Source organism: Ensifer sp. ENS10 (assembly GCF_014852025.1).
Classification (GTDB): Bacteria; Pseudomonadota; Alphaproteobacteria; order Rhizobiales; family Rhizobiaceae; genus Ensifer.
In genome coordinates this window covers 346,954-366,878 of record NZ_JACVAS010000002.1, presented here as the reverse complement: position 1 = coordinate 366,878, position 19,925 = coordinate 346,954, and the positions used below count along the sequence as shown (strand labels likewise).

Here is a 19,925-nt window from a genome sequence, read left to right as displayed (position 1 = left end):
GTTTGGCGCCTGCGTCGCTTCTGCCGTGGCTAGCGCATCTGCGAGAAGGTGAAGGCTCTGTCGCCGTGGTACCAGATGAACTCGTTTTCCCGGGCGCTCAGTCCTCCGGGGTTCCGCGAGACCACCCCACAAAGGTTCGTCGTTTTCAGCCACAGGAAACAAACCTCGTCCTTCTCGAACCGGACCTCGACGTTGCTCATCCTGCCGGCGCCGAGCGAAGCCCAGTCTCCCGTCAAGGTGGCGATGCCCTCGGGCGAAACGACAGCTTCATGTTCCTCGCCCGAATCCAGCATGCGTCCACGCAACCGGTGCCCGAAGAACAACGAACGGAGCTCATCGGCTGGCAGCCTGTCGCGAATGCTGACGTCGGTGTTCATCAGGGTCTCAGGCACGCCCGCCAGACGCAGTCCCTGATAGAGCTTCTCGCTGGCATGCGGCTGCGCCAGGTCCAGCGGCGGGCGCTCTGAAATGCAGACGGGCGTTCCGCCACGGCTGATGCGAAGCGCGTCGTAGCGGGCGACTGCCGCCTCAGCCTCCGCGCGGTGACCGAGATGTCCGGCGGCAGAGGCAAGGAGAAGGAAAGGACCGTCATCCTGGGGGTTGAGTGCGATACTGCTTTTCGCCGCTGCCGCTGCCGCTTCGAAATCCTCCAGGCTGAACTGCGTCAGGCCGAGGACGTACAGGAAGAAGGACGGGGAGTGCGGATCGAGGCGGATCGCCGTGCGGATATAGGGCAGAGCCTCCGCCGGCCGGCCGGCGGATGTCAGGACGAAGGCCGTCAATGCGTAGCTCCAGGAGTCGCCGGGTTCCAGCGCGATCGCTTCCTTGAGGTCTGCGAGCGCGTCGGCATGCCGCCAGTCCACTTCGGCAAGGAGGGCCGCTGCCTGATAGGCGAGTGCCGTCTTATGTTTCTGCGCCATCCGCAGAAACTGCCGCGCCTTGGCTCGCGCCTCGAAGCGCGTGATGCCCAGCTGATAGTGCCAGCGCCACAGGTAAATGCGCGCATAGACCATGGCTGCGGCGGCATAGGCACGTCCATAGGCGGGATCGAGCGCAATCGCCTGGTCGAAGTAGGGCAGGGCCTTCGCGAAGTCTTCGGGCGTGGTGCGCCGGTGATGCTCCCAGCCGCGCAGGAACGCATCGAAGGCCGCTGGCACGGCCGTTTCCTTGCGCCCGAAGGCCATCTGCTGGTCAGGGTCCAGCCGCAACGCAAGCGCTTCGGCAATGCCGCGCATCACTTCGTCCTGCAGCGCAAAGGCATCGGTGAGCGATCCGTCGAACTTTCCGGCCCAGACGTGTCCGCCATCAAGGGAATCTATGAGCTGCGCATTGATGCGAAGCTGCTCTCCGGCACGCTGGACGCTGCCTTCAAGCACATATCGGACACCGAGCTCTTCCGACACCTGCCTGGCTGTCACCGATCTCCCCTTGTAGGTGAAGGTCGAGTTGCGCGCGATGACGAACAGGCCGGAGATCTGGGCCAGTTCGGTGACAAGGCCGTCGGTCATGCCATTGGCGAAGAATTCCTGCTTGGGGTCATCGCTGACATTGGCAAAGGGAAGCACGGCGATCGAGGGCTTGTCTGCCTGGCTGAAGTCCACGGCCTGAGCCGGACGGATGTCGGCAGGCGGCTGCCACGGGCGCCACCAGGCGGCACTGACGGCGGCTGCGAATGCCAGGGCAGATGCCGCGGCCAGCGCGGCCCAGCGTCTCCCGCGGTGCGCTTTGGCCTTCGGCTTGCGGGCGTGGGCTTCGTCCAGCCAGAGACGGTAGGTCCGAACCGGTTTTTCGACGTGTTTCAGACGCTGCTCGCCGAGAAAGACGAAACCGACATCGAGGTGCTTCTCGACCTGGTCGTAGGCGGTGCCCGAGATGACGATGCCGCCCGGTTCGGCCAGGCCCTGCAGGCGCTCGGCGATGATGACGCCATCGCCGTGGATGTCGTCGCCCTCGACGATCACGTCGCCAAGATTGATGCCGATGCGGAATTGCAGCCGCCCCGCGTCCACACCGCGACTATCAGATTTGGCGCGCTGCACCTCGACCGCACATCGGACTGCCTCGACGACGCTGTGGAACTCGACCAGCAGGCCGTCGCCCATGGTCTTGATCAGCCGGCCGCGATGCGTCTCGATGCTTTGTTCGAATAGTTCGTGCAGGTCGGCCTGAAAGCGGGCGCAGGTACCCTCCTCGTCGGCCTGGGTAAGCAGCCCATAGCCGCAAACGTCGGCAATCATCACGGCGGCGAGCCTGCGTTCCATGTGCCTACCGGATAAACGAAGCCCCTCGGGTCGGTTGCGGGATGGTTCAGCGACCTTTGCACGTCCATAGGACGCGCGGCGCTGCAGTTTAACGCAACATCTGTAATTGCTAAAATATGTTCGTTCGCGATCTGCCATTCGCCTCATGTCCGGTGCGGCTTCGCGCTCGACAAATCGTCGCGCGACGCAAGTCGGCCGGGGAGGTGTCGCAAGCGTCGATTGACTTTGCGGCGCCCGCTTCCTAATCATCGGATGTTGGATGGTTCCCCCTTGTCGTGGCGATTGGGGGGAATAATTGGGAATGTGACGGATGGACCCAAACCGGGCATCCTTATCGCAGCCGACCCCGCGACTGTAGAACGGTCAGGGTTCGCCATCGGGCTCAAATTCAGAGCTGCCAGCCGGTTGCATGGGGCAATCGAGGCAGTGCGGAATCGAGCCGGAAAAGCCACTGGCGTGGCATCGTGATCAGCCGGGTTGGACGCCTCTTCTTCTACGAATCGTCCGCCTTTCATGATGTCGCCCACAGCACCCATGCGTCGGAGACGACGCGCAAAGGTTCGCTGTGGCACTGGAAAGCGCCGGGAAGGTGAGGCGGGCCGCTCGGGTCCTGACATCGGAACCTCGTCCATTCGGGGCGAGGCGATGTGGGGCCCGTGACGCCGTGAGCCAGGAGACCTGCCACCCGACATGGGCATTCCGCCCGAGGAGACGTGTCGTCTCCAACGCCATCACGGAGGTTGTTTTGGCTCTCAGATACTTTCCCGAACGCGCCGCCGGCGCGTCGCACGGCTGTTGCCATCTGCCGCTGACCTTGGCGCGGTCACGATGAGCAATCCCAGCGCCGGACCGGTCCTGGTCCTCGGCGGCGCCCGTTCCGGCAAGTCCAGCTTTTCCGAGAAGCTCGTCGGAACGTCCGGCCTTACCAAACATTATGTCGCCACCGGCCGCGCCTGGGACGACGAAATGCGCGCGCGCATCGACCATCACAGGACGCGCCGCGGCGAAGGCTGGACGACGCATGAGGAGCCTGTTGATCTCGTCGGCATTCTGCGGCGCATCGACGACCCCACCCATGTCGTTTTGATCGACTGCCTGACGCTGTGGGTCACCAATCTCATGCTTGAGGAGCGCGACATCGAGGCGGAGTTCGCAGCGCTTGCCGCCTTCCTGCCGCAGGCGCGGGCGCGCCTCGTCTTTGTTTCCAACGAGGTCGGCCTCGGCATTGTGCCCGAGAACCGCATGGCCCGCGAGTTTCGCGACCATGCTGGCCGGCTTCACCAGATCGTTGCGGAGAAATCCGCTGAAGTTTACTTTGTCGCGGCCGGTTTGCCGCTGAAAATGAAGGGTTGAATAATGACCACTGCGAGAACCAGCCACGGCAAGATCCCGGCGACCGTCATCACCGGCTTCCTCGGCGCCGGCAAGACGACGATGATCCGCAACCTCTTACAGAACGCCGACGGCAAGCGCATCGCGCTGATCATCAACGAGTTCGGCGATCTCGGCGTCGATGGTGATGTGCTGAAGGGCTGCGGCGCGGAGGCCTGCAGCGAGGACGACATCATCGAACTTACCAATGGCTGCATCTGCTGCACCGTTGCCGATGATTTCATCCCGACCATGACCAAGTTGCTCGAACGCGAAAACCGCCCGGACCATATCATCATCGAGACCTCGGGCCTGGCGCTGCCGCAGCCGCTGATCGCCGCCTTCAACTGGCCGGACATCCGCAGCGAAGTCACCGTCGATGGCGTCGTCACCGTGGTCGACAGCGCTGCTGTTGCCGCCGGCCGCTTTGCCGACGACCATGACAAGGTCGATGCGCTGCGCGTCGAGGACGACAATCTCGACCATGAAAGCCCGATCGAGGAACTGTTCGAGGATCAGCTGACCGCTGCCGACCTCATCGTGCTCAACAAGACCGATCTGATCGACGCGTCCGGCCTCAAGGCCGTGCGCGACGAGGTTTCCTCGCGCACCAGCCGCAAGCCGACCATGATCGAGGCAAAGAACGGCGAAGTGGCCGCCGCCATCCTGCTCGGCCTCGGCGTCGGCACCGAAAGCGATATCGCCAACCGCAAGTCGCACCACGAGATGGAGCATGAAACGGGCGAGGAGCACGACCATGACGAGTTCGACAGCTTCGTCGTCGAGCTCGGCGCCATCGCCGATCCGGCCGCCTTCATCGATCGCCTCAAGGGCGTCATCGCCGAGCACGACGTGCTGCGCCTCAAGGGTTTTGCCGATGTGCCCGGCAAGCCGATGCGCCTGCTGATCCAGGCCGTCGGTGCCCGCATCGACCAGTATTACGACCGGGCCTGGGCGGCCGGCGAAAAGCGCGGTACGCGCCTCGTCGTCATCGGCCTGCACGACATGGACGAGGCGGCGGTGCGCGCTGCGATTGCTGCGCTCGTCTGATCGTTCATTGAATGAAATGATCTAACGCATTGAAATAACGCAATTCCGGACGGAAGCCGCTTCACGCGTTTCCGTTCGGAATTGCCCGAACGGACAAGATCATGCATCTGCTTCTCGCCCAGAAAGGAACGATCGCCGACGGCAACGAGGCGATCGACCTTGGGCAAACGCCGGCCGATATCCTCTTCCTGTCGGCCGCCGACACCGAGCTTTCCTCGATCGCTGCGGCCCACGGCCGGCGCGACGGAGGCCTGAGTCTGCGCATTGCCAGCCTGATGAGCCTGATGCACCCGATGTCGGTCGACACCTATGTCGAGCGCACGGCACGTCATGCGAAGCTGATCGTCGTCCGGCCGCTCGGTGGCGCCAGCTATTTCCGCTATCTGCTCGAAGCCTTGCATGCGGCGGCCGTCACTCACCGTTTCCAGATCGCGGTGCTGCCGGGCGACGACAAGCCGGACCCGGGCCTTGAACCGTTTTCTACGGTTGAGGCCGATGACCGCCAGCGGCTCTGGGCCTATTTCAACGAGGGCGGCGCCGACAATGCCGGCCTGTTCCTCGACTATGCCGAGGCGCTGGTTTCAGGCGCCGAGAAACCGCAGCCGGCCAAGCCTTTGCTGAAAGCCGGCATCTGGTGGCCGGGGCGGGGCGTGATCGGGGTTTCGGATTGGTTGAGTGTTGTGGGGGCTGGAGCCCCCGCATGCGCAAATCCCACCATCGCCATCTGCTTCTACCGCGCGCTGGTCCAGAGTGGCGAGACACGGCCGGTGGAGGCGCTGATCGATGCGCTGGCGGCGCAAGGGGTTCGGGTACTGCCGGTGTTCGTGTCGAGCCTCAAGGATGCCGTGTCCGTCGGCACGCTGCAGGCGATTTTTTCCGAGGCCGCACCCGATGTGGTGATGAACGCCACCGGTTTTGCCGTTTCCTCGCCCGGTGCCGACCGGCAGCCGACGGTACTGGAATCAACCGGCGCGCCGGTGCTGCAGGTGATCTTCTCCGGCTCGTCGCGGGCGCAATGGGAGACATCGCCGCAAGGGCTGATGGCGCGCGATCTGGCGATGAACGTTGCGCTGCCGGAGGTCGACGGCCGCATTCTCGCGCGCGCCGTCTCGTTCAAGGCGGCGTCGATCTACGATGCGAAAGTCGAGGCTAACATTGTCGGCCATGAGCCGCTTGAAGACCGGGTGTGTTTTTCCGCAAGCCTCGCCGTCAACTGGGCGAAGCTGCGTCGCACGAAGCCCGCCGAGCGGCGGATCGCCATCGTCATGGCCAACTATCCGAACCGCGACGGCCGCCTCGGCAATGGCGTCGGACTCGACACGCCGGCCGGCACCGTCGAGGTGCTCGGCGCCATGGCGCGAGAAGGTTATGTGGTAGGGGCGGTGCCGGCGGATGGCGACGCGCTGATGCGTTACCTGATGGCCGGCCCGACCAATGCAGCAGGCCGAGACCGCGAGATCCGCGAAAAAATTTCGCTCAGCGATTACAAGCGCTTCTTCGATTCGCTTCCGAAACAGATTCAGGATGAAGTTGGCGGCCGTTGGGGCGCGCCGGAGGCCGATCCGTTCTTCCTCGACGGCGGCTTCGCGCTGCCGCTCGCCTGCTTCGGCGAGGTCATCGTCGGCATTCAGCCGGCGCGCGGCTACAATATCGATCCGAAGGAAAGCTACCACTCGCCGGATCTGGTGCCGCCGCATGGCTATCTCGCCTTCTATGCCTTCCTGCGCCATCAGTTCGGCGCGCAGGCGATCGTGCACATGGGCAAGCACGGCAACCTCGAATGGCTGCCGGGCAAGGCCTTGGCGCTGTCGGAGAGGTGTTATCCCGAGGCGATCTTCGGGCCGCTGCCGCATATCTATCCCTTCATCGTCAACGATCCGGGCGAAGGCACGCAGGCCAAGCGCCGCACCAGCGCCGTCATCATCGACCATCTGACGCCGCCCTTGACGCGCGCTGAATCCTACGGGCCGCTCAAGGACCTGGAAGCGCTGGTCGATGAATATTACGACGCCGCCGGCGGCGATCCGCGACGGCTCCGGCTCTTGAGCCGCCAGATCCTCGATCTCGTGCGCGACATCGGCCTCGACAGCGATGCCGGTATCGACAAGGGCGACAGCGACGACAAGGCGCTGGAAAAGCTCGATGCCTATCTCTGCGACCTCAAGGAAATGCAGATCCGCGACGGCCTGCATATCTTCGGCGTGGCGCCGGACGGGCGCTTGCTGACGGACTTGACCGTGGCTCTGGCGCGCGTCCCACGCGGGCTTGGCGAAGGCGGCGACCAAAGCCTGCAGCGGGCGATCGCGGCGGATGCGGGACTCGCCTTCGATCCGCTCGATTGCGTGATGTCGGACGTGTGGACAGGCCCGAAACCGGCTATCCTCGCCGACATCTCCGACGCCCCCTGGCGCACTGCCGGCGACACGGTCGAACGCATCGAGCTGCTGGCGGCAAGCCTCGTCTCGGGTGAGCAGCCTTGCCCGGCGGACTGGACGAACACGCAAGCCGTACTCGACGAGATCGAAACCCGCCTCAAGCCCTCGATCACGGGCTCTGGTGCTGCGGAAATGGCCGGCTTTCTCACCGGCCTCGATGGCCGCTTCGTCGCCCCCGGTCCCTCTGGAGCGCCGACACGAGGCCGGCCGGACGTGCTGCCGACCGGCCGCAACTTCTATTCCGTCGACAGCCGCTCGGTGCCGACGCCGGCCGCCTACGAGCTCGGCAAGAAGTCCGCCGAACTGCTGATCCGCCGCTATCTGCAGGATCACGGCGAATGGCCGTCGTCCTTTGGGCTCACGGCCTGGGGCACGGCAAACATGCGCACCGGCGGCGACGATATCGCCCAGGCCTTGGCGCTGATCGGCGCCAAGCCCGTCTGGGACGTGGTCTCGCGGCGGGTGACGGGCTACGAGATCGTGCCGCTCGCGGTGCTCGGCCGGCCGCGCGTCGACGTGACGCTGCGCATCTCCGGTTTCTTCCGCGATGCCTTCCCGGACCAGATCGCGCTGTTCGACAAGGCGATCCGCGCCGTCGGCGCACTCGAGGAAGACGATGCCGACAACATGATCGCCGCGCGCATGCGCGCCGAGACCCGGCGGCTGGAGGCGGAAGGCGTTGACGCCACCGAGGCCGCGCGCCGCGCCTCCTATCGCATCTTCGGCGCCAAGCCCGGAGCGTACGGCGCCGGCTTGCAGGCGCTGATCGATGAGAAAGGCTGGGACAGCAGAGCCGATCTCGCCGAGGCCTATCTCACCTGGGGCGCCTATGCCTATGGCGCCGGCGAGGAGGGCAAGGCCGAGCGCGATCTCTTCGAGGAGCGCCTGCGCTCGATCGAGGCGGTGGTGCAGAACCAGGACAACCGCGAGCATGACCTGCTCGACAGCGACGACTATTACCAGTTCGAAGGCGGCATGAGCGCTGCCGCCGAGCATCTCGGTGGCACCAGGCCGGCGATCTACCACAACGACCATTCCCGGCCGGAAAAGCCGGTCATCCGCTCGCTGGAAGAAGAGATCGGCCGCGTCGTGCGGGCGCGCGTCGTCAATCCCAAGTGGATCGATGGCGTCATGCGCCACGGCTATAAGGGCGCCTTCGAGATCGCCGCCACCGTCGACTACATGTTCGCCTTTGCCGCGACCACGGGTGCGGTGCGCGACCATCACTTCGAGGCCGCCTATCAGGCCTTCGTCGTCGACGAGCGGGTGGCGGAGTTTCTGCGCGACAAGAACCCCGCCGCCTTTGCCGAGCTTGCCGAGCGGCTGCTGGAAGCGATCGACCGCAATCTCTGGACCCCGCGCTCGAACTCGGCGCGGTTTGAACTTGGTGGCATCAGCGGCGCCGCCACCCGGCTTCGCGCCGGCAACGAATAGAGCAGCTCCGGGCACGGTTTTCCGTCCGGAATTGCCTGGAAGCAAAGACTTGGGTTCCGTTTCGCGTTCAGTGAAATACGGAAAAGGAACAGATGCGGGATCAGAGCTGCGGTTTTGCATCCATCCCGCCAACCGGAAATCGAGGGAGTTATCATGAGCGACGAGACGACAAACAGCGGCGAACCTGTTGCCGAGAAGGACGATGCCCGCCACGCCATGAAGATGGCGAAGAAGAAGGCCGCCCGCGAAAAGATCATGGCGACGAAGACCGACGAGAAGGGCCTGATCATCGTCAATACCGGCAAGGGCAAGGGCAAGTCGACCGCCGGTTTCGGCATGATCTTCCGCCATATCGCCCACGGCATGCCCTGCGCCGTCGTGCAGTTCATCAAGGGCGCCATGGCGACGGGCGAGCGCGAACTGATCGAAAAGCATTTCGGCGACGTCTGCCAGTTCTACACGCTCGGCGAGGGCTTCACCTGGGAAACGCAGGACCGCGCCCGCGATGTGGCGATGGCGGAAAAGGCCTGGGAGAAGGCCAAGGAGCTGATCCGCGACGAGCGCAACTCGATGGTGCTGCTCGACGAGATCAACATCGCGCTGCGCTACGACTATATCGACGTCGCGGAAGTCGTGCGCTTTCTGAAGGAAGAGAAGCCGCACATGACCCACGTGGTCCTGACCGGCCGCAACGCCAAAGAAGACCTGATCGAGATTGCCGATCTCGTCACCGAGATGGAGCTGATCAAGCATCCGTTCCGCTCCGGCATCAAGGCGCAGCAGGGCGTCGAGTTCTGATGAGCCAGAGCTGGCAGTTCTGGGCGCTGCTTTCGGCAGCCTTCGCTGCCCTGACGGCTGTGTTCGCCAAGGTCGGGGTCGCGCAGATCAACTCCGACTTCGCGACGCTGATCCGCACCGTCGTCATCTTGCTTGTGCTTGCCGGCATCGTGGCGGCAACAGGGCAGTGGCAGCGGCCATCGGAAATCCCGGGCCGCACCTGGCTGTTCCTGGCACTGTCCGGCCTTGCCACCGGCGCCTCGTGGCTTGCCTATTTCCGGGCGCTGAAGCTCGGTGACGCCGCCCGCGTGGCGCCCATCGACAAGCTCTCGATCGTCATGGTCGCGATCTTCGGCGTCTTGTTCCTGGGCGAAAAGCTCAACCTGATGAACTGGCTGGGCGTCGTGTTCATCGCCGCCGGCGCGCTGCTTCTGGCGGTGTTTTGAGGTTTCATGATCGGTTTGTTGCTTCGAAGCGATTTGCTCACTGAACTTTAAGAGGCAATCGCGGTAACTGAATGGATGGTATCTGCTCAGCGCTAAATGGTATTTCCAAAATGAATTACGGCGATGTCGGCCTCAGAAAGGCATTTGGTCCCTATGCGGTATTCTTGTCCGTCAGTTTTCTTTTCGCGACCATTGTTGTCTACTTATACTTAACGTTGTTCGACGATCAGGCAATCGTAAGGCGGCTCGGGATCGAGGGGCTGAGCCTCGAAACATGTGTGAGTGCATCTTATTGGATCGCGAACTCAATTTACATTTCGCATAAGCTCCTATCGATCGTAGTATTTTTCAGTTTTGTCGTTGCATTATATTTCTCGTATAAGTTCAATTCTCTCCTTTTTGTTGGTGTCGCTATTGTCGGGTCATTGTGTATTTTCCCGTTCGCGATAATGTTTCTGAGCAGTAACGTTTTCATCATCCCATCGTTGCTCGTATCTTCATGTTCTCATGGGGGTGCGTCTGTGTTTTATATTTTAGTGTTAATGATCAACATGATGTCGGCCTATGTAATTTCAGGAGTCGCCTATTTTTTGTTCAAAGCTCACAGAGACGGTCTTGGTCGCGACTGAAGCCGGTGACGTAGTTGCTGCCAGTCCGTCAAAATCAAACCCACCGGCGGACGCGCCCGCAATAGGCACTGTATGCCTCGCCAAAAGCGCGGGAGAGGTGGGTTTCCTCCATGCGGATCTGGTAGGAGATCGAGATCCAGGCGGAGAGCGCCAGCGCCACCGAGACGACGTTCGGGACTGCCAGCACCGTGCCGATCAGCGCCGTGGCCATGCCGACATAGATCGGGTTGCGTGAGAAGGCGTAGAGGCCTGAGGTCACGAGCGGCGCGTCCTGTTTCTCAGGGATGCCGATCTTCCAGGAATGGCGCATCGCCCATTGCGACAGCATCGTCAGCCCGCCGCCGAGCGCCATGAGTACAAGGCCGGCGGTGTGAAGCAGCGGCCGGTCGAGCACTGGGATCCTGCCGAGCGAAGCGCCGACCGCCTCCGGAAAGGCGGCGACCGCCAGCAGGTGAACCACCAGCGCCGCCACGATCACGCGAAAGAGTTTGCCTGCAAACCCCTCGGCATCGCCGCCATAGGTCAGCACGACGGGTGAGCGGCCGGATTGAACGCGGCGCAGCGCTGCCAGCGCCAGCGTGAACAGGCCGACGATAAGCATCAGGATGGCGGGCAGGGTGGTGAACATTGGAACCTCTGGGCAACGACAGGGGGACGCTTGCGGCCGGGCGCCTGTCTGACAGTCTCTGGCTCGCCCGACTTCCGCGACGTATTTCCTGCAAGTTGCAATCTCTAGCGGCTAGAGGTTCAAGGGGGTGCGCACTCGACCTTCGTTTTGGTTAGCGCATTTTGTATCAGCGAGTGTCGATGACAGGGAATGCTCGTCGGGCCTCAGGGAGGATGTCACCGCCATATCCGCACATTGCCTAGATTGAGACAAGCCAGATCGCCCCATGACCACCCAATGACCGACATCTATGCGCAGGGTGGTCGCCTTCCGTTTCCAGGAAGCGATCCGGCGTTGGTTTGTCCTGATCGTTCTTAGTGGTCCGAGAGTTCCTCGGCCGTTGCGGCGATCTCGGAGCTGCCGAACGTGCCGTCGACATACTTGAAAACAAGTATGCTCATGATCGAGGCGACTATTGCATTCACGACTATACGCATTCGGCTTTCCCGGTGGTCGGTGCGATCTACAGCAACACCCGGCGAAGGCCTTGGTTCCCGGACTTGGTCTAGTTGGCAGGAACAATTGCAGGCGTGGGCGATGGGGCGTTCTCCAAATCCGGCCGAACCGCCAGAATGCTTATTACGAGAGCGACGAGAACGCAGATGAGCATGAGGAAGGCGATACCAGCTTTGTCCATGCCCCGACATCAGACGTTCAATGTGGGCAAATCGAGGCGGCGGCACAGCCGCGTTTAGGGTTGCCCTCTGTGCGGGGGGCCTTGATGAGGCTTCTGGAAGCACGCATATAGATGCCCACATTGTTTAGATCGCGGGTGTACCTTGAAGACCGTTGCTAGAGTTGCGTTTGCTATCGCATCGCTTTTGATAATCGCATCATGCAGTGAAACCGGCCCAGCCCAAACGACCAAGGCGAGCGCATCCGCGGTCCAGCAGGCAGCCAAAGCAAAGGCGGCTCCCACGCCGAAGATGAGCCGAAAGCAGAGAGCCGCAGCGGAAGCTGAGGCAAAGGCGCGTGCAGAAGCGCGCAGTCCTCGGCAATGCAAGACCCCCAAACAGATATGTGGTTACGGCGCCGGGCCAGCAGGCGAAGAATGCTCATGCTGGTCGACCACAGGCGCGCCCGACGTTGGTGTGACAGTCAAGTGACGTTCACTTAAGTCGCGGCATCTGGTTCCAGTCTAAGAGAGCCAGGAATGCGCGCCGGGACTCAAAGCCCCAGCCAGATTCTGAGCGGATGCGTCGGATCTGCCAGCAGCCGGATGGCGAGCGCGATCGAGACGATGACCAGCAGCGGCTTGATGATCTTGGCGCCCTTGGCCATGGCATAGCGCGAGCCGACCTGGGCGCCGAGAAACTGGCCGACGCCCATCATCAGGCCGACCTTCCAGAGGATGGCGCCGAAGAAGAGAAATACGCCAAAGGCGCCGACGTTGGAGCCGAAGTTGAGGAACTTCGTATGCGCTGTCGCCTTCAAGACGCCGAAGCCGGCCAGGGTGACGAAGCCGAGCATGAAGAAGGAGCCGGTGCCGGGACCAAAGACGCCGTCGTAAAAGCCGATCAACGGCACAAGCGTCAGCGTGAAGACGAAGGGCGTGATCCGACGGTGCTGGTCGACGTCGCCCATGTTCGGCTTCAGCCCGAAATAGAGCGCAATGGCGATCAGCAGGAAGGGCAGCACGGCCTTCAGCACGTCGCCTGGAACGATGGTTGCAAGCAGCGCCCCCAGCACGGAGCCTGCCGCCGACATCAGCGCCATCGGCAATTGCTCTTTCAGGTTCACGTGACCGCGCCGCGCATAGGAAAGGCTTGCCGAACCCGAGCCGAACAGCCCCTGCAGCTTGTTGGTGCCGAGCGTTTGCAGCGGCGGAATGCCGGCAATCAGCATGGCGGGAATGGTGATCATGCCGCCGCCGCCGGCGATCGAATCGATGAAGCCGGCGATGAAGGCGGCAACGAACAAGAAGGCGAGCAGGTGGAAGGCGAGATCTTGCACGGGAGGGACTCGGGGAGAGGGAGACGTATGGAGGTTTTGCCGCCTTGTGTCAGAGCCGGCCACGATTTGCAAAGCCTTCTGTTGCGGCGTTGTTGGCCGCCCGGGCGGACGACCTTCGAATCTTTCACGGAATCAAAACCTTGTCCTGAGTCGCTGTGTTTCTGGATGGAGGCGCCGGCGATCGAATGGCGGCCGACACAGGCGGCTATAGCGATCCGCCGGGCAACTGTGCGCCTTCGTCAATCGCGACATGGCGATGGCGCAATCCGGTTTGACCGGTCTCCCGCGCTCCGGTAAAAATGACAATCATGCGACGGCGTCCGCTTCGGTGGACTGAAAGAGCGTCCGGTGCGGCCGACCCAGCCAGGGGGCCATCAGCCGGTGCTGTCCAGATCGGCCGGAACGGTTCGTTCCAGCCGGCGCTTCGTTAAGGAAAACCGACGAAGGGAGCCGGCCGCCGATGCCATCGGTTAGCGGATCAAAGCAATTCCAGCAAAAGTGCGCAGCGGTTTTGCGTCCGGAATCGCGTGAAAATAACGTTCTGGCACAAATGAAAGAAGAGGCCGGGCTGGTGCTCGGGCTCGGTTGCGAGCGCCGCACGCCGGCCGAAGAGGTGATCGCACTTGCCGAGCGCGCTTTGGCAGACGCCGGTGCCAGTGCCGGCGATCTGCGGCTGGTCGCCTCGCTCGATGCCCGCGCCGAGGAGCCGGCAATCCTTGCAGCCGCGAAGCACTTCTCCGTTCTTGCGGTTTTCTACGATGCGGCCACGCTGGAGGCCGAAGCCTCCCGTCTCGCCAATCCCTCCGAGATCGTCTTTGCCCACACCGGCTGTCATGGCGTGGCCGAGGGTGCTGCCCTTGTCGGCGCCGGACGCGAAGCGGTGCTGATCGTGGCGAAGATCATCTCCGCGCATGCGACGGCGGCGCTTGCCGGGCCGGCGGCATTGCGTGTCGAAGAGTGCCTCCAGGCGGCGGAGGTTATCTGATGCGCTTCTATGTTGTTGAATTGAATCAATCTTTTGTCCGGGTTTGCTCTGAAATGGAATCCAGTTCTTCGCGGCTCGATTTAGGCACGGCGTCAAACGGTGCCGGTATACAGGTGAGGCAGCACGCATGATCGACGACCTCTTTGCCGGATTGCCGGCGCTCGAGAAAGGCTCGGTCTGGCTCGTCGGCGCAGGTCCGGGAGACCCGGGCCTTTTGACGCTGCATGCGGCCAATGCGCTGCGCCAGGCGGATGTGATCGTGCATGATGCGCTCGTCAACGAGGATTGCCTGAAGCTCGCCAGACCGGGCGCCGTGCTTGAGTTTGCGGGAAAACGCGGCGGCAAGCCTTCGCCGAAGCAGCGCGACATCTCGCTTCGGCTGGTCGAGCTTGCGCGTGCCGGCAACCGGGTGCTGCGGCTGAAGGGGGGCGATCCCTTCGTCTTCGGCCGCGGCGGCGAGGAGGCGCTGACGCTGGTCGAGCACCAGATCCCGTTTCGCATCGTGCCCGGCATCACCGCCGGCATCGGCGGTCTTGCCTATGCCGGCATTCCCGTGACGCACCGCGAGGTCAATCACGCCGTCACCTTCCTCACCGGCCACGATTCCTCCGGCCTCGTGCCCGATCGCATCAACTGGCGGGGCATCGCCAGCGGCTCGCCCGTGATCGTCATGTACATGGCGATGAAACATATCGGCGCGATCACCGCCAACCTCATTGCCGGCGGCCGTTCGCCGGACGAGCCGGTTGCCTTCGTCTGCAATGCGGCGACGGCGAACCAGACGGTGCTCGAAACGACGCTTTCGCGCGCCGAGGCCGATGTCGAGGCGGCCGGGCTTGAGCCGCCCGCGATCGTCGTCGTCGGCGAGGTGGTGCGGCTCCGGGCAGCGCTCGACTGGATCGGTGCGCTTGATGGCCGCAAGCTCTCGGCCGACCCCTTCGCCAACCGCATTCTCAGGAACCCGGCATGAGCGGACTGCTGATCGCCGCACCGTCGTCGGGCTCGGGCAAGACGACGGTGACGCTCGGGCTGATGCGGGCGCTGAAGAAGCGCGGTGTTGCGATTGCGCCCGGCAAGGCGGGACCTGACTATATCGATCCCGCCTTCCATGCGGCCGCGACCGGCGAGCCCTGCTTCAACTTCGACCCCTGGGCAATGCGGCCGGAACTGCTGCTTGCGAACGCTTCGCATGCCACGACCGGTGGCCGCACGCTGATCGTCGAGGCGATGATGGGCCTGCATGACGGCGCCGCCGACGGCTCCGGTTCGCCCGCCGATCTCGCAGCGACGCTCGATCTCGCCGTCATCCTCGTTGTCGATTGCGCCCGCCTGTCCCATTCGGTCGCCGCACTCGTTCGCGGTTATGCGGACCATCGCGACGATATTCGGGTGGTTGGCGTCATCCTCAACAAGGTCGGCAGTGACCGGCACGAGATGATGCTGCGCGATGCGCTGGAGCGGGTGAGCATGCCGGTTTTCGGTGTCTTGCGGCAGGACAGTGCGCTGCAACTGCCGGAGCGCCATCTCGGCCTCGTGCAGGCGGGCGAGCATGGGGCGCTCGAAGGTTTCATCGGGGCTGCTGCCGAACGCGTGGAGGCGAACTGCGACCTCGATGCCGTCGGCCGCGCTGCGACGATCTTTCCGCACGGGTCGGTCACGAGGATCGAGCGGTTCCGGCCGCTCGGGCAACGCATCGCCGTGGCGCGCGATATCGCCTTTGCCTTCTCTTACGAGCATCTGTTGTTCGACTGGCAGCGGGGCGGCGCCGAAATCTCGTTCTTCTCGCCGCTCGCCGACGAAGCGCCGGATCCTTCGGCCGACGCCGTCTATCTGCCGGGCGGTTATCCGGAGCTGCATGCGGGGCACTTAAGTGCTGCTTCAACCTTCCGTACCGGCATGCAATCCGCGGCGGAACGCGGCGCCCGGATCTTCGGCGAATGCGGCGGCTACATGGTGCTCGGCGAAGGGCTTGTCGCCGCCGATGGCGCACGCTACGACATGCTCGGCCTGCTGCCGCTGACGACCAGTTTTGCCGAGCGCAGGCGGCACCTCGGCTATCGCCGCGTCGTGCCTGTCGACAACGCCTTCTTCGATGGACCCATGACGGCGCACGAATTCCACTATGCGACCATCGTCGCCGAAGGTGCGGCGGACCGGCTGTTTGCGGTCAGCGATGCGGCCGGCGAGAATCTCGGCCATGCGGGCCTCAGGCGCGGCAATGTCGCCGGCTCCTTCATGCATCTCATCGACATCGCAGGCGCGCCATGAGCGCACCGATCGTTCACGGTGGCGGCATCACCGAAGCCGCAGCCCGCTTTGGCGGCCGCTTCGAAGACTGGCTCGATCTTTCGACCGGTATCAATCCTTGCCCCGTCGCCGTGCCGGCGGTGCCGGAACGCGCGTGGCACCGGCTGCCGGATCGGCAGACGGTGGATGACGCACGCCTGGCAGCGGCAGATTATTACCGCACCAATGGCGTGCTGCCGTTGCCGGTGCCGGGCACCCAGTCGGCGATCCAGCTTTTGCCGCGTCTCATAAATGAAAACGGGAAGGCGCCGGCGAACAGGCGCGTCGCGATCTTCGGGCCGACCTATGGCGAATATGCCCGTGTGCTGTCGGCAGCCGGCTTTGCCGTCGATCGCGTCGAACATGCCGCTGCGCTCAGCGCCGAGCATGCCCTGGTCATCGTGGTAAACCCCAACAACCCGACTGGCCGTGCCTTCGCGTCCGCCGAACTTCTGGCGATGGCGGCGAGGCAGAAGGCAAACGGCGGGCTGCTGCTGGTCGACGAAGCCTTCGGCGATCTTGAGCCGGAGTTGAGCGTCGCCGGCCATGTGCGCGATGAAGGCAACCTCATCGTCTTCCGCTCCTTCGGCAAGTTCTTCGGGCTCGCCGGTCTGCGCCTCGGCTTCGTCGTCGCGACGGAGCCTGTGCTTGCGTCCTTTGCCGATTGGCTCGGTCCCTGGGCCGTCTCCGGCCCGGCGCTGACCATCTCGAAAGCGTTGATGCAGGGCGACACCAGGGCGATTGCGGCCGGTATCCTCGAGCGGCGAGCCGGCCTCGATACGGCGCTTGATGGAGCAGGGCTCAAGCGGATCGGTGGAACAGGGCTCTTCGTGCTGGTCGAGCATCCGAGGGCCGCTCTGTTGCAGCAGCGGCTCTGCGAGGCGCATATCCTCACGCGCAAGTTCGACTATGCGCCGGAGTGGCTGAGGATCGGTCTGGCACCGGATGCGGTGGGTGACCGGCGACTGGCGGATGCGCTTGCGCGGATGGAGCTCTGAATGTCGGAGACCATCCTTCTCATCCTCGCGCTGGCGCTGGTGATCGACCGCGTCGTCGGTGACCCGGACTGGCTCTGGGCGCGTCTGCCGCATCCGGTCGTCTTCTTCGGCAAGGCGATCGGCTTCCTCGATGACAGGTTGAACCGCGAGAATCTGGAGGACGGCGCGGCCAGGTTTCGTGGCGTTGTCACCATCGTGCTGCTGCTTGCCGTCAGCGCCTGGTTCGGCCACCTGCTGCACCGCTTGTTCGCCGCTCTCGGTCCCGTCGGCTTCCTGCTGGAGGCGGCGCTGGTCGCGGTTTTCCTGGCGCAGAAGAGCCTTGCCGATCATGTGCGCCGCGTTGCCGAGGGCTTGCGGCAAGGGGGGCTCGAAGGCGGGCGGGCGGCCGTTTCGATGATCGTCGGCCGCGATCCGAAGACGCTCAACGAACCGGCGGTCTGCCGCGCGGCGATCGAAAGCCTCGCCGAAAACTTCTCCGACGGCGTCGTGGCGCCGGCCTTCTGGTATGCGATCGCCGGTCTGCCCGGTCTGCTCGCCTACAAGATGCTGAACACGGCCGACTCTATGATCGGCCACAAATCGCCGAAATATCTGCACTTCGGCTGGGCTTCGGCGCGGCTCGACGATCTTGCCAACCTGCCGGCAGCACGGCTCTCGATCCTGCTGATCGCCGCTGGCGCGCTGATCCACCGTGGCACGCGCGCCGCCAAGGATGCGTTGACGGCGGCCCTTCGTGATCACGGCCTGCACCGCTCGCCGAATTCCGGTTGGCCGGAAGCGGCGATGGCGGGGGCGCTCGATCTGCAGCTTGCCGGTCCGCGCATCTATGGCGGCGTCAAGGTCAGCGAGCCGATGATCAATGGTCCGGGTCGCGCCGTTGCGCGAAGCGAAGATATCGATGCCGGCATCGCTGTATTCTATGGCGCCTGCACGGTGATGACCGTTTTTGTTCTTGCCGTCGCGATGATTTGATCGTTTCGGCGGCTCCCGTCTTGCGAAATCGTGCTTCGCATTAAGACTTTGCTTTCCATATGTATTAAGATTGCTTCATACTCGGCCGGTTATTCTCTTCGGACGTTTGGTTCCACCGGTAAGTGTTTGTCCTCCCGGAGAGAGAAGCATGCGGAATGCGTTTTTGACTGTGCTCGTTGCCGCTTTGATGCAGTTTTCCGTTCAGCCGGCGAACGCCGCCAATCTCATTGCCAATATCAGCCTGTCGTCGCAGACCATGACCGTCAAACAGAACGGCATCGTCATGTACCGCTGGAAGGTGTCTACCGCCCGCAGGGGCTATGTCACGCCGCGCGGCAGCTGGAGGGCCAAATGGCTCTCACGCTACCATCGCTCGAGCAAATACGACGACGCGCCCATGCCCTATGCGGTGTTCTTCAATGGCGGTTACGCCATTCATGCCACCTATGACATCAAGCGCCTCGGCCGCCCGGCATCGCATGGCTGCGTGCGGCTGCATCCGAACAACGCCGCCGAGTTCTTCGCGCTGACGCGCGAGCATGGGCTGAAGAACACGCGCATCGTGATTGCGCGCTGATCGGAGCTGCCCCTCATCCGGCTGCCGCCACCTTCTCCCCGCAGGCGGGGAGAAGGGACCTGTGGCGCCGTTTCCGTTTCATCATCGGCGGCCTCCTTCGGGGGGGCTAACCGCAGGCGACGTTCCCTCTTTCCGCCTGCGGGGAGAGGGGTAGGGTGAGGGGCAAATTTCGCTGCTGGGAAATTCGGTGTAACACCGCAAATCTGCGAGCGTCTTCGCAGCCACCGCTGAGCGCGGCTCAGTCGATCCCGCCGACATGCATCAGCCGCTCGAGGCTCGGCACGGTGACGTGGCGGCTGTTTTCGATGCGGATGACGTTTTCCTTGCGCAGCTTGGTGATCTGCCGGCTGACGGTTTCGATCGTCAGGCCCAGATAGTCGGCGATGTCGGCGCGCGAAAGCGGCAGGTCGAATTCGTTCGCGGTCCCCTGTTCGGGGTCGATATGGGTGGCAATGATGTAGAGGAAGCTCGCCACTTTCTCCTGGGCGGTCTTGCGCCCGAGCGTCAGCATCCAGTCGCGCGCCTCGTCGAGCTCCTTCAGGGCCTGCTCGTGCAGTCGGTGTTCCAGCCCCGGCGCCTCGGAAACGAGCCGCTCGATGACGTTGCGCGGGAAGGTGCAGATGTCGGTGTTGACGGCGGCTTCCGCCGTCAGCGCGCTTTCGCGGGTGAAGGGACGTCCCATGAAGTCGGGCGCGAACTGCAGGCCGACGATCTGCTGGCGGCCATCGGCCAGAACTTTGCTGAGCTTGACGACGCCGCTGATGATGTTGGCATAGCTGTCGGTCGTCTCGCCCTGGCCGACGACTTCGCGGCCGGGCTCGATGCTGCGGCGTGTCGAGTGGCGGGAGAGGTCGAGAAGCTGATCCGGGGTGAGCGTTCCGCAAACGCCGCCATGACGCGCCTCGCAGGCTGCGCAGACGGTTGGAATGTCCGAATTGTGGATATCCTTACGGCGATGTTCGTTCACGATCTGCAATTCTTTCTACCTGCATTCCATTACTCCCTGGATGACCAAAGAGGATGCGCGGCGTTAAATCAAGAGTTGACAGGTGCTAATTTCGAAAGCGCGAAACAATGTCTCATG

The 19,925-nt window shown here is 63.4% G+C and carries 16 protein-coding genes and 1 riboswitch; of the genes, 11 read left to right on the top strand and 5 right to left on the bottom strand.

Annotation, left to right across the window (positions count from 1 at the left end):
* Positions 1–29: 29 nt before the first annotated feature.
* Positions 30–2,261 carry an adenylate/guanylate cyclase domain-containing protein gene (locus tag IB265_RS08660; protein ID WP_192494753.1) on the bottom strand — a complete coding sequence of 744 codons (2,232 nt, stop codon included), beginning with the start codon at positions 2,259–2,261 and terminating at the stop codon, positions 30–32.
* Positions 2,262–2,504: 243 nt separating this feature from the next.
* A riboswitch (cobalamin riboswitch) is annotated at positions 2,505–2,962 on the top strand.
* 127 nt (positions 2,963–3,089) lie between these two features.
* Between IB265_RS08660 and cobU the strand changes: the two genes are divergently transcribed.
* From cobU to IB265_RS08635, 5 genes are all read left to right on the top strand, one after another.
* Positions 3,090–3,614, top strand: coding sequence for a bifunctional adenosylcobinamide kinase/adenosylcobinamide-phosphate guanylyltransferase (cobU, locus tag IB265_RS08655; protein WP_113737640.1), 525 nt, complete (start codon positions 3,090–3,092; stop codon positions 3,612–3,614).
* A gap of 3 nt (positions 3,615–3,617) precedes the next feature.
* Entirely contained in the window at positions 3,618–4,682 is a 1,065-nt protein-coding gene (gene cobW / locus IB265_RS08650) for a cobalamin biosynthesis protein CobW (RefSeq protein ID WP_113737641.1), read from the top strand.
* Between the two features lie 101 nt (positions 4,683–4,783).
* Complete coding sequence (gene cobN, locus IB265_RS08645) at positions 4,784–8,551, top strand: cobaltochelatase subunit CobN (RefSeq protein ID WP_113737642.1); 3,768 nt, start codon at positions 4,784–4,786, stop codon at positions 8,549–8,551.
* A 153-nt stretch (positions 8,552–8,704) separates the two neighbouring features.
* Positions 8,705–9,349: a cob(I)yrinic acid a,c-diamide adenosyltransferase gene (gene cobO / locus IB265_RS08640; RefSeq protein ID WP_057254188.1), complete on the top strand. Its 645-nt coding sequence runs from the start codon at positions 8,705–8,707 to the stop codon at positions 9,347–9,349.
* Entirely contained in the window at positions 9,349–9,774 is a 426-nt protein-coding gene (locus tag IB265_RS08635; RefSeq protein WP_113737643.1) for an EamA family transporter, read from the top strand. The genes cobO and IB265_RS08635 overlap by 1 nt, the downstream gene beginning before the upstream one ends.
* Positions 9,775–10,437: 663 nt before the next feature.
* Here the strand turns inward: IB265_RS08635 and IB265_RS08630 are convergent.
* The 3 genes from IB265_RS08630 to IB265_RS08625 all read right to left on the bottom strand — a co-directional run bounded on the left by IB265_RS08630 (position 10,438) and on the right by IB265_RS08625 (position 13,023).
* A complete protein-coding gene (locus IB265_RS08630; RefSeq protein WP_113737645.1) occupies positions 10,438–11,031 on the bottom strand; it encodes an isoprenylcysteine carboxylmethyltransferase family protein in 594 nt (197 codons plus the stop codon).
* Positions 11,032–11,384: 353 nt separating this feature from the next.
* Positions 11,385–11,507, bottom strand: coding sequence for a hypothetical protein (locus tag IB265_RS37310; RefSeq protein WP_256436634.1), 123 nt, complete (start codon positions 11,505–11,507; stop codon positions 11,385–11,387).
* Between the two features lie 730 nt (positions 11,508–12,237).
* Complete coding sequence (locus IB265_RS08625; protein WP_057254193.1) at positions 12,238–13,023, bottom strand: TSUP family transporter; 786 nt, start codon at positions 13,021–13,023, stop codon at positions 12,238–12,240.
* A 550-nt stretch (positions 13,024–13,573) separates the two neighbouring features.
* Here IB265_RS08625 and IB265_RS08620 point away from each other — a divergent pair.
* The 6 genes from IB265_RS08620 to IB265_RS08595 all read left to right on the top strand — a co-directional run bounded on the left by IB265_RS08620 (position 13,574) and on the right by IB265_RS08595 (position 18,841).
* On the top strand, positions 13,574–14,008 hold the full coding sequence (locus IB265_RS08620; protein ID WP_113737646.1) for a cobalamin biosynthesis protein: 435 nt from the start codon (positions 13,574–13,576) through the stop codon (positions 14,006–14,008).
* Between the two features lie 130 nt (positions 14,009–14,138).
* The gene (gene cobA, locus IB265_RS08615) at positions 14,139–14,978 is read left to right on the top strand and encodes a uroporphyrinogen-III C-methyltransferase (protein WP_375293058.1); all 840 of its coding nucleotides are present in this window, start codon (positions 14,139–14,141) and stop codon (positions 14,976–14,978) included.
* A complete protein-coding gene (locus IB265_RS08610) occupies positions 14,975–16,276 on the top strand; it encodes a cobyrinate a,c-diamide synthase (protein WP_093234596.1) in 1,302 nt (433 codons plus the stop codon). The genes cobA and IB265_RS08610 overlap by 4 nt, the downstream gene beginning before the upstream one ends.
* Positions 16,273–17,292 (top strand): threonine-phosphate decarboxylase CobD, encoded by a 1,020-nt coding sequence (gene cobD / locus IB265_RS08605; protein WP_113737648.1) that lies wholly within the window; start codon positions 16,273–16,275, stop codon positions 17,290–17,292. Before IB265_RS08610 ends, cobD begins: the two co-directional genes overlap by 4 nt.
* A complete protein-coding gene (cbiB, locus tag IB265_RS08600; RefSeq protein WP_113737649.1) occupies positions 17,293–18,264 on the top strand; it encodes an adenosylcobinamide-phosphate synthase CbiB in 972 nt (323 codons plus the stop codon). It abuts the gene before it with no gap.
* 148 nt (positions 18,265–18,412) lie between these two features.
* Positions 18,413–18,841 carry a L,D-transpeptidase gene (locus IB265_RS08595; protein ID WP_058323186.1) on the top strand — a complete coding sequence of 143 codons (429 nt, stop codon included), beginning with the start codon at positions 18,413–18,415 and terminating at the stop codon, positions 18,839–18,841.
* 238 nt (positions 18,842–19,079) lie between these two features.
* On the opposite strand, the gene IB265_RS08590 is transcribed toward IB265_RS08595, so the two are convergent.
* A complete protein-coding gene (locus IB265_RS08590) occupies positions 19,080–19,817 on the bottom strand; it encodes a Crp/Fnr family transcriptional regulator (RefSeq protein WP_113737650.1) in 738 nt (245 codons plus the stop codon).
* Positions 19,818–19,925: the final 108 nt, after the last annotated feature.

Bases quoted from the DNA above. Each gene is read 5' to 3' on its own strand.
- IB265_RS08660 (WP_192494753.1), bottom strand. From the start codon at position 2,261: ATGGAACGCAGGCTCGCCGCCGTGATGATTGCCGACGTTTGCGGCTAT.
- cobU (WP_113737640.1), top strand. From the start codon at position 3,090: ATGAGCAATCCCAGCGCCGGACCGGTCCTGGTCCTCGGCGGCGCCCGT.
- cobW (WP_113737641.1), top strand. From the start codon at position 3,618: ATGACCACTGCGAGAACCAGCCACGGCAAGATCCCGGCGACCGTCATC.
- cobN (WP_113737642.1), top strand. From the start codon at position 4,784: ATGCATCTGCTTCTCGCCCAGAAAGGAACGATCGCCGACGGCAACGAG.
- cobO (WP_057254188.1), top strand. From the start codon at position 8,705: ATGAGCGACGAGACGACAAACAGCGGCGAACCTGTTGCCGAGAAGGAC.
- IB265_RS08635 (WP_113737643.1), top strand. From the start codon at position 9,349: ATGAGCCAGAGCTGGCAGTTCTGGGCGCTGCTTTCGGCAGCCTTCGCT.
- IB265_RS08630 (WP_113737645.1), bottom strand. From the start codon at position 11,031: ATGTTCACCACCCTGCCCGCCATCCTGATGCTTATCGTCGGCCTGTTC.
- IB265_RS37310 (WP_256436634.1), bottom strand. From the start codon at position 11,507: ATGCGTATAGTCGTGAATGCAATAGTCGCCTCGATCATGAGCATACTT.
- IB265_RS08620 (WP_113737646.1), top strand. From the start codon at position 13,574: ATGAAAGAAGAGGCCGGGCTGGTGCTCGGGCTCGGTTGCGAGCGCCGC.
- IB265_RS08610 (WP_093234596.1), top strand. From the start codon at position 14,975: ATGAGCGGACTGCTGATCGCCGCACCGTCGTCGGGCTCGGGCAAGACG.
- cobD (WP_113737648.1), top strand. From the start codon at position 16,273: ATGAGCGCACCGATCGTTCACGGTGGCGGCATCACCGAAGCCGCAGCC.
- cbiB (WP_113737649.1), top strand. From the start codon at position 17,293: ATGTCGGAGACCATCCTTCTCATCCTCGCGCTGGCGCTGGTGATCGAC.
- IB265_RS08595 (WP_058323186.1), top strand. From the start codon at position 18,413: ATGCGGAATGCGTTTTTGACTGTGCTCGTTGCCGCTTTGATGCAGTTT.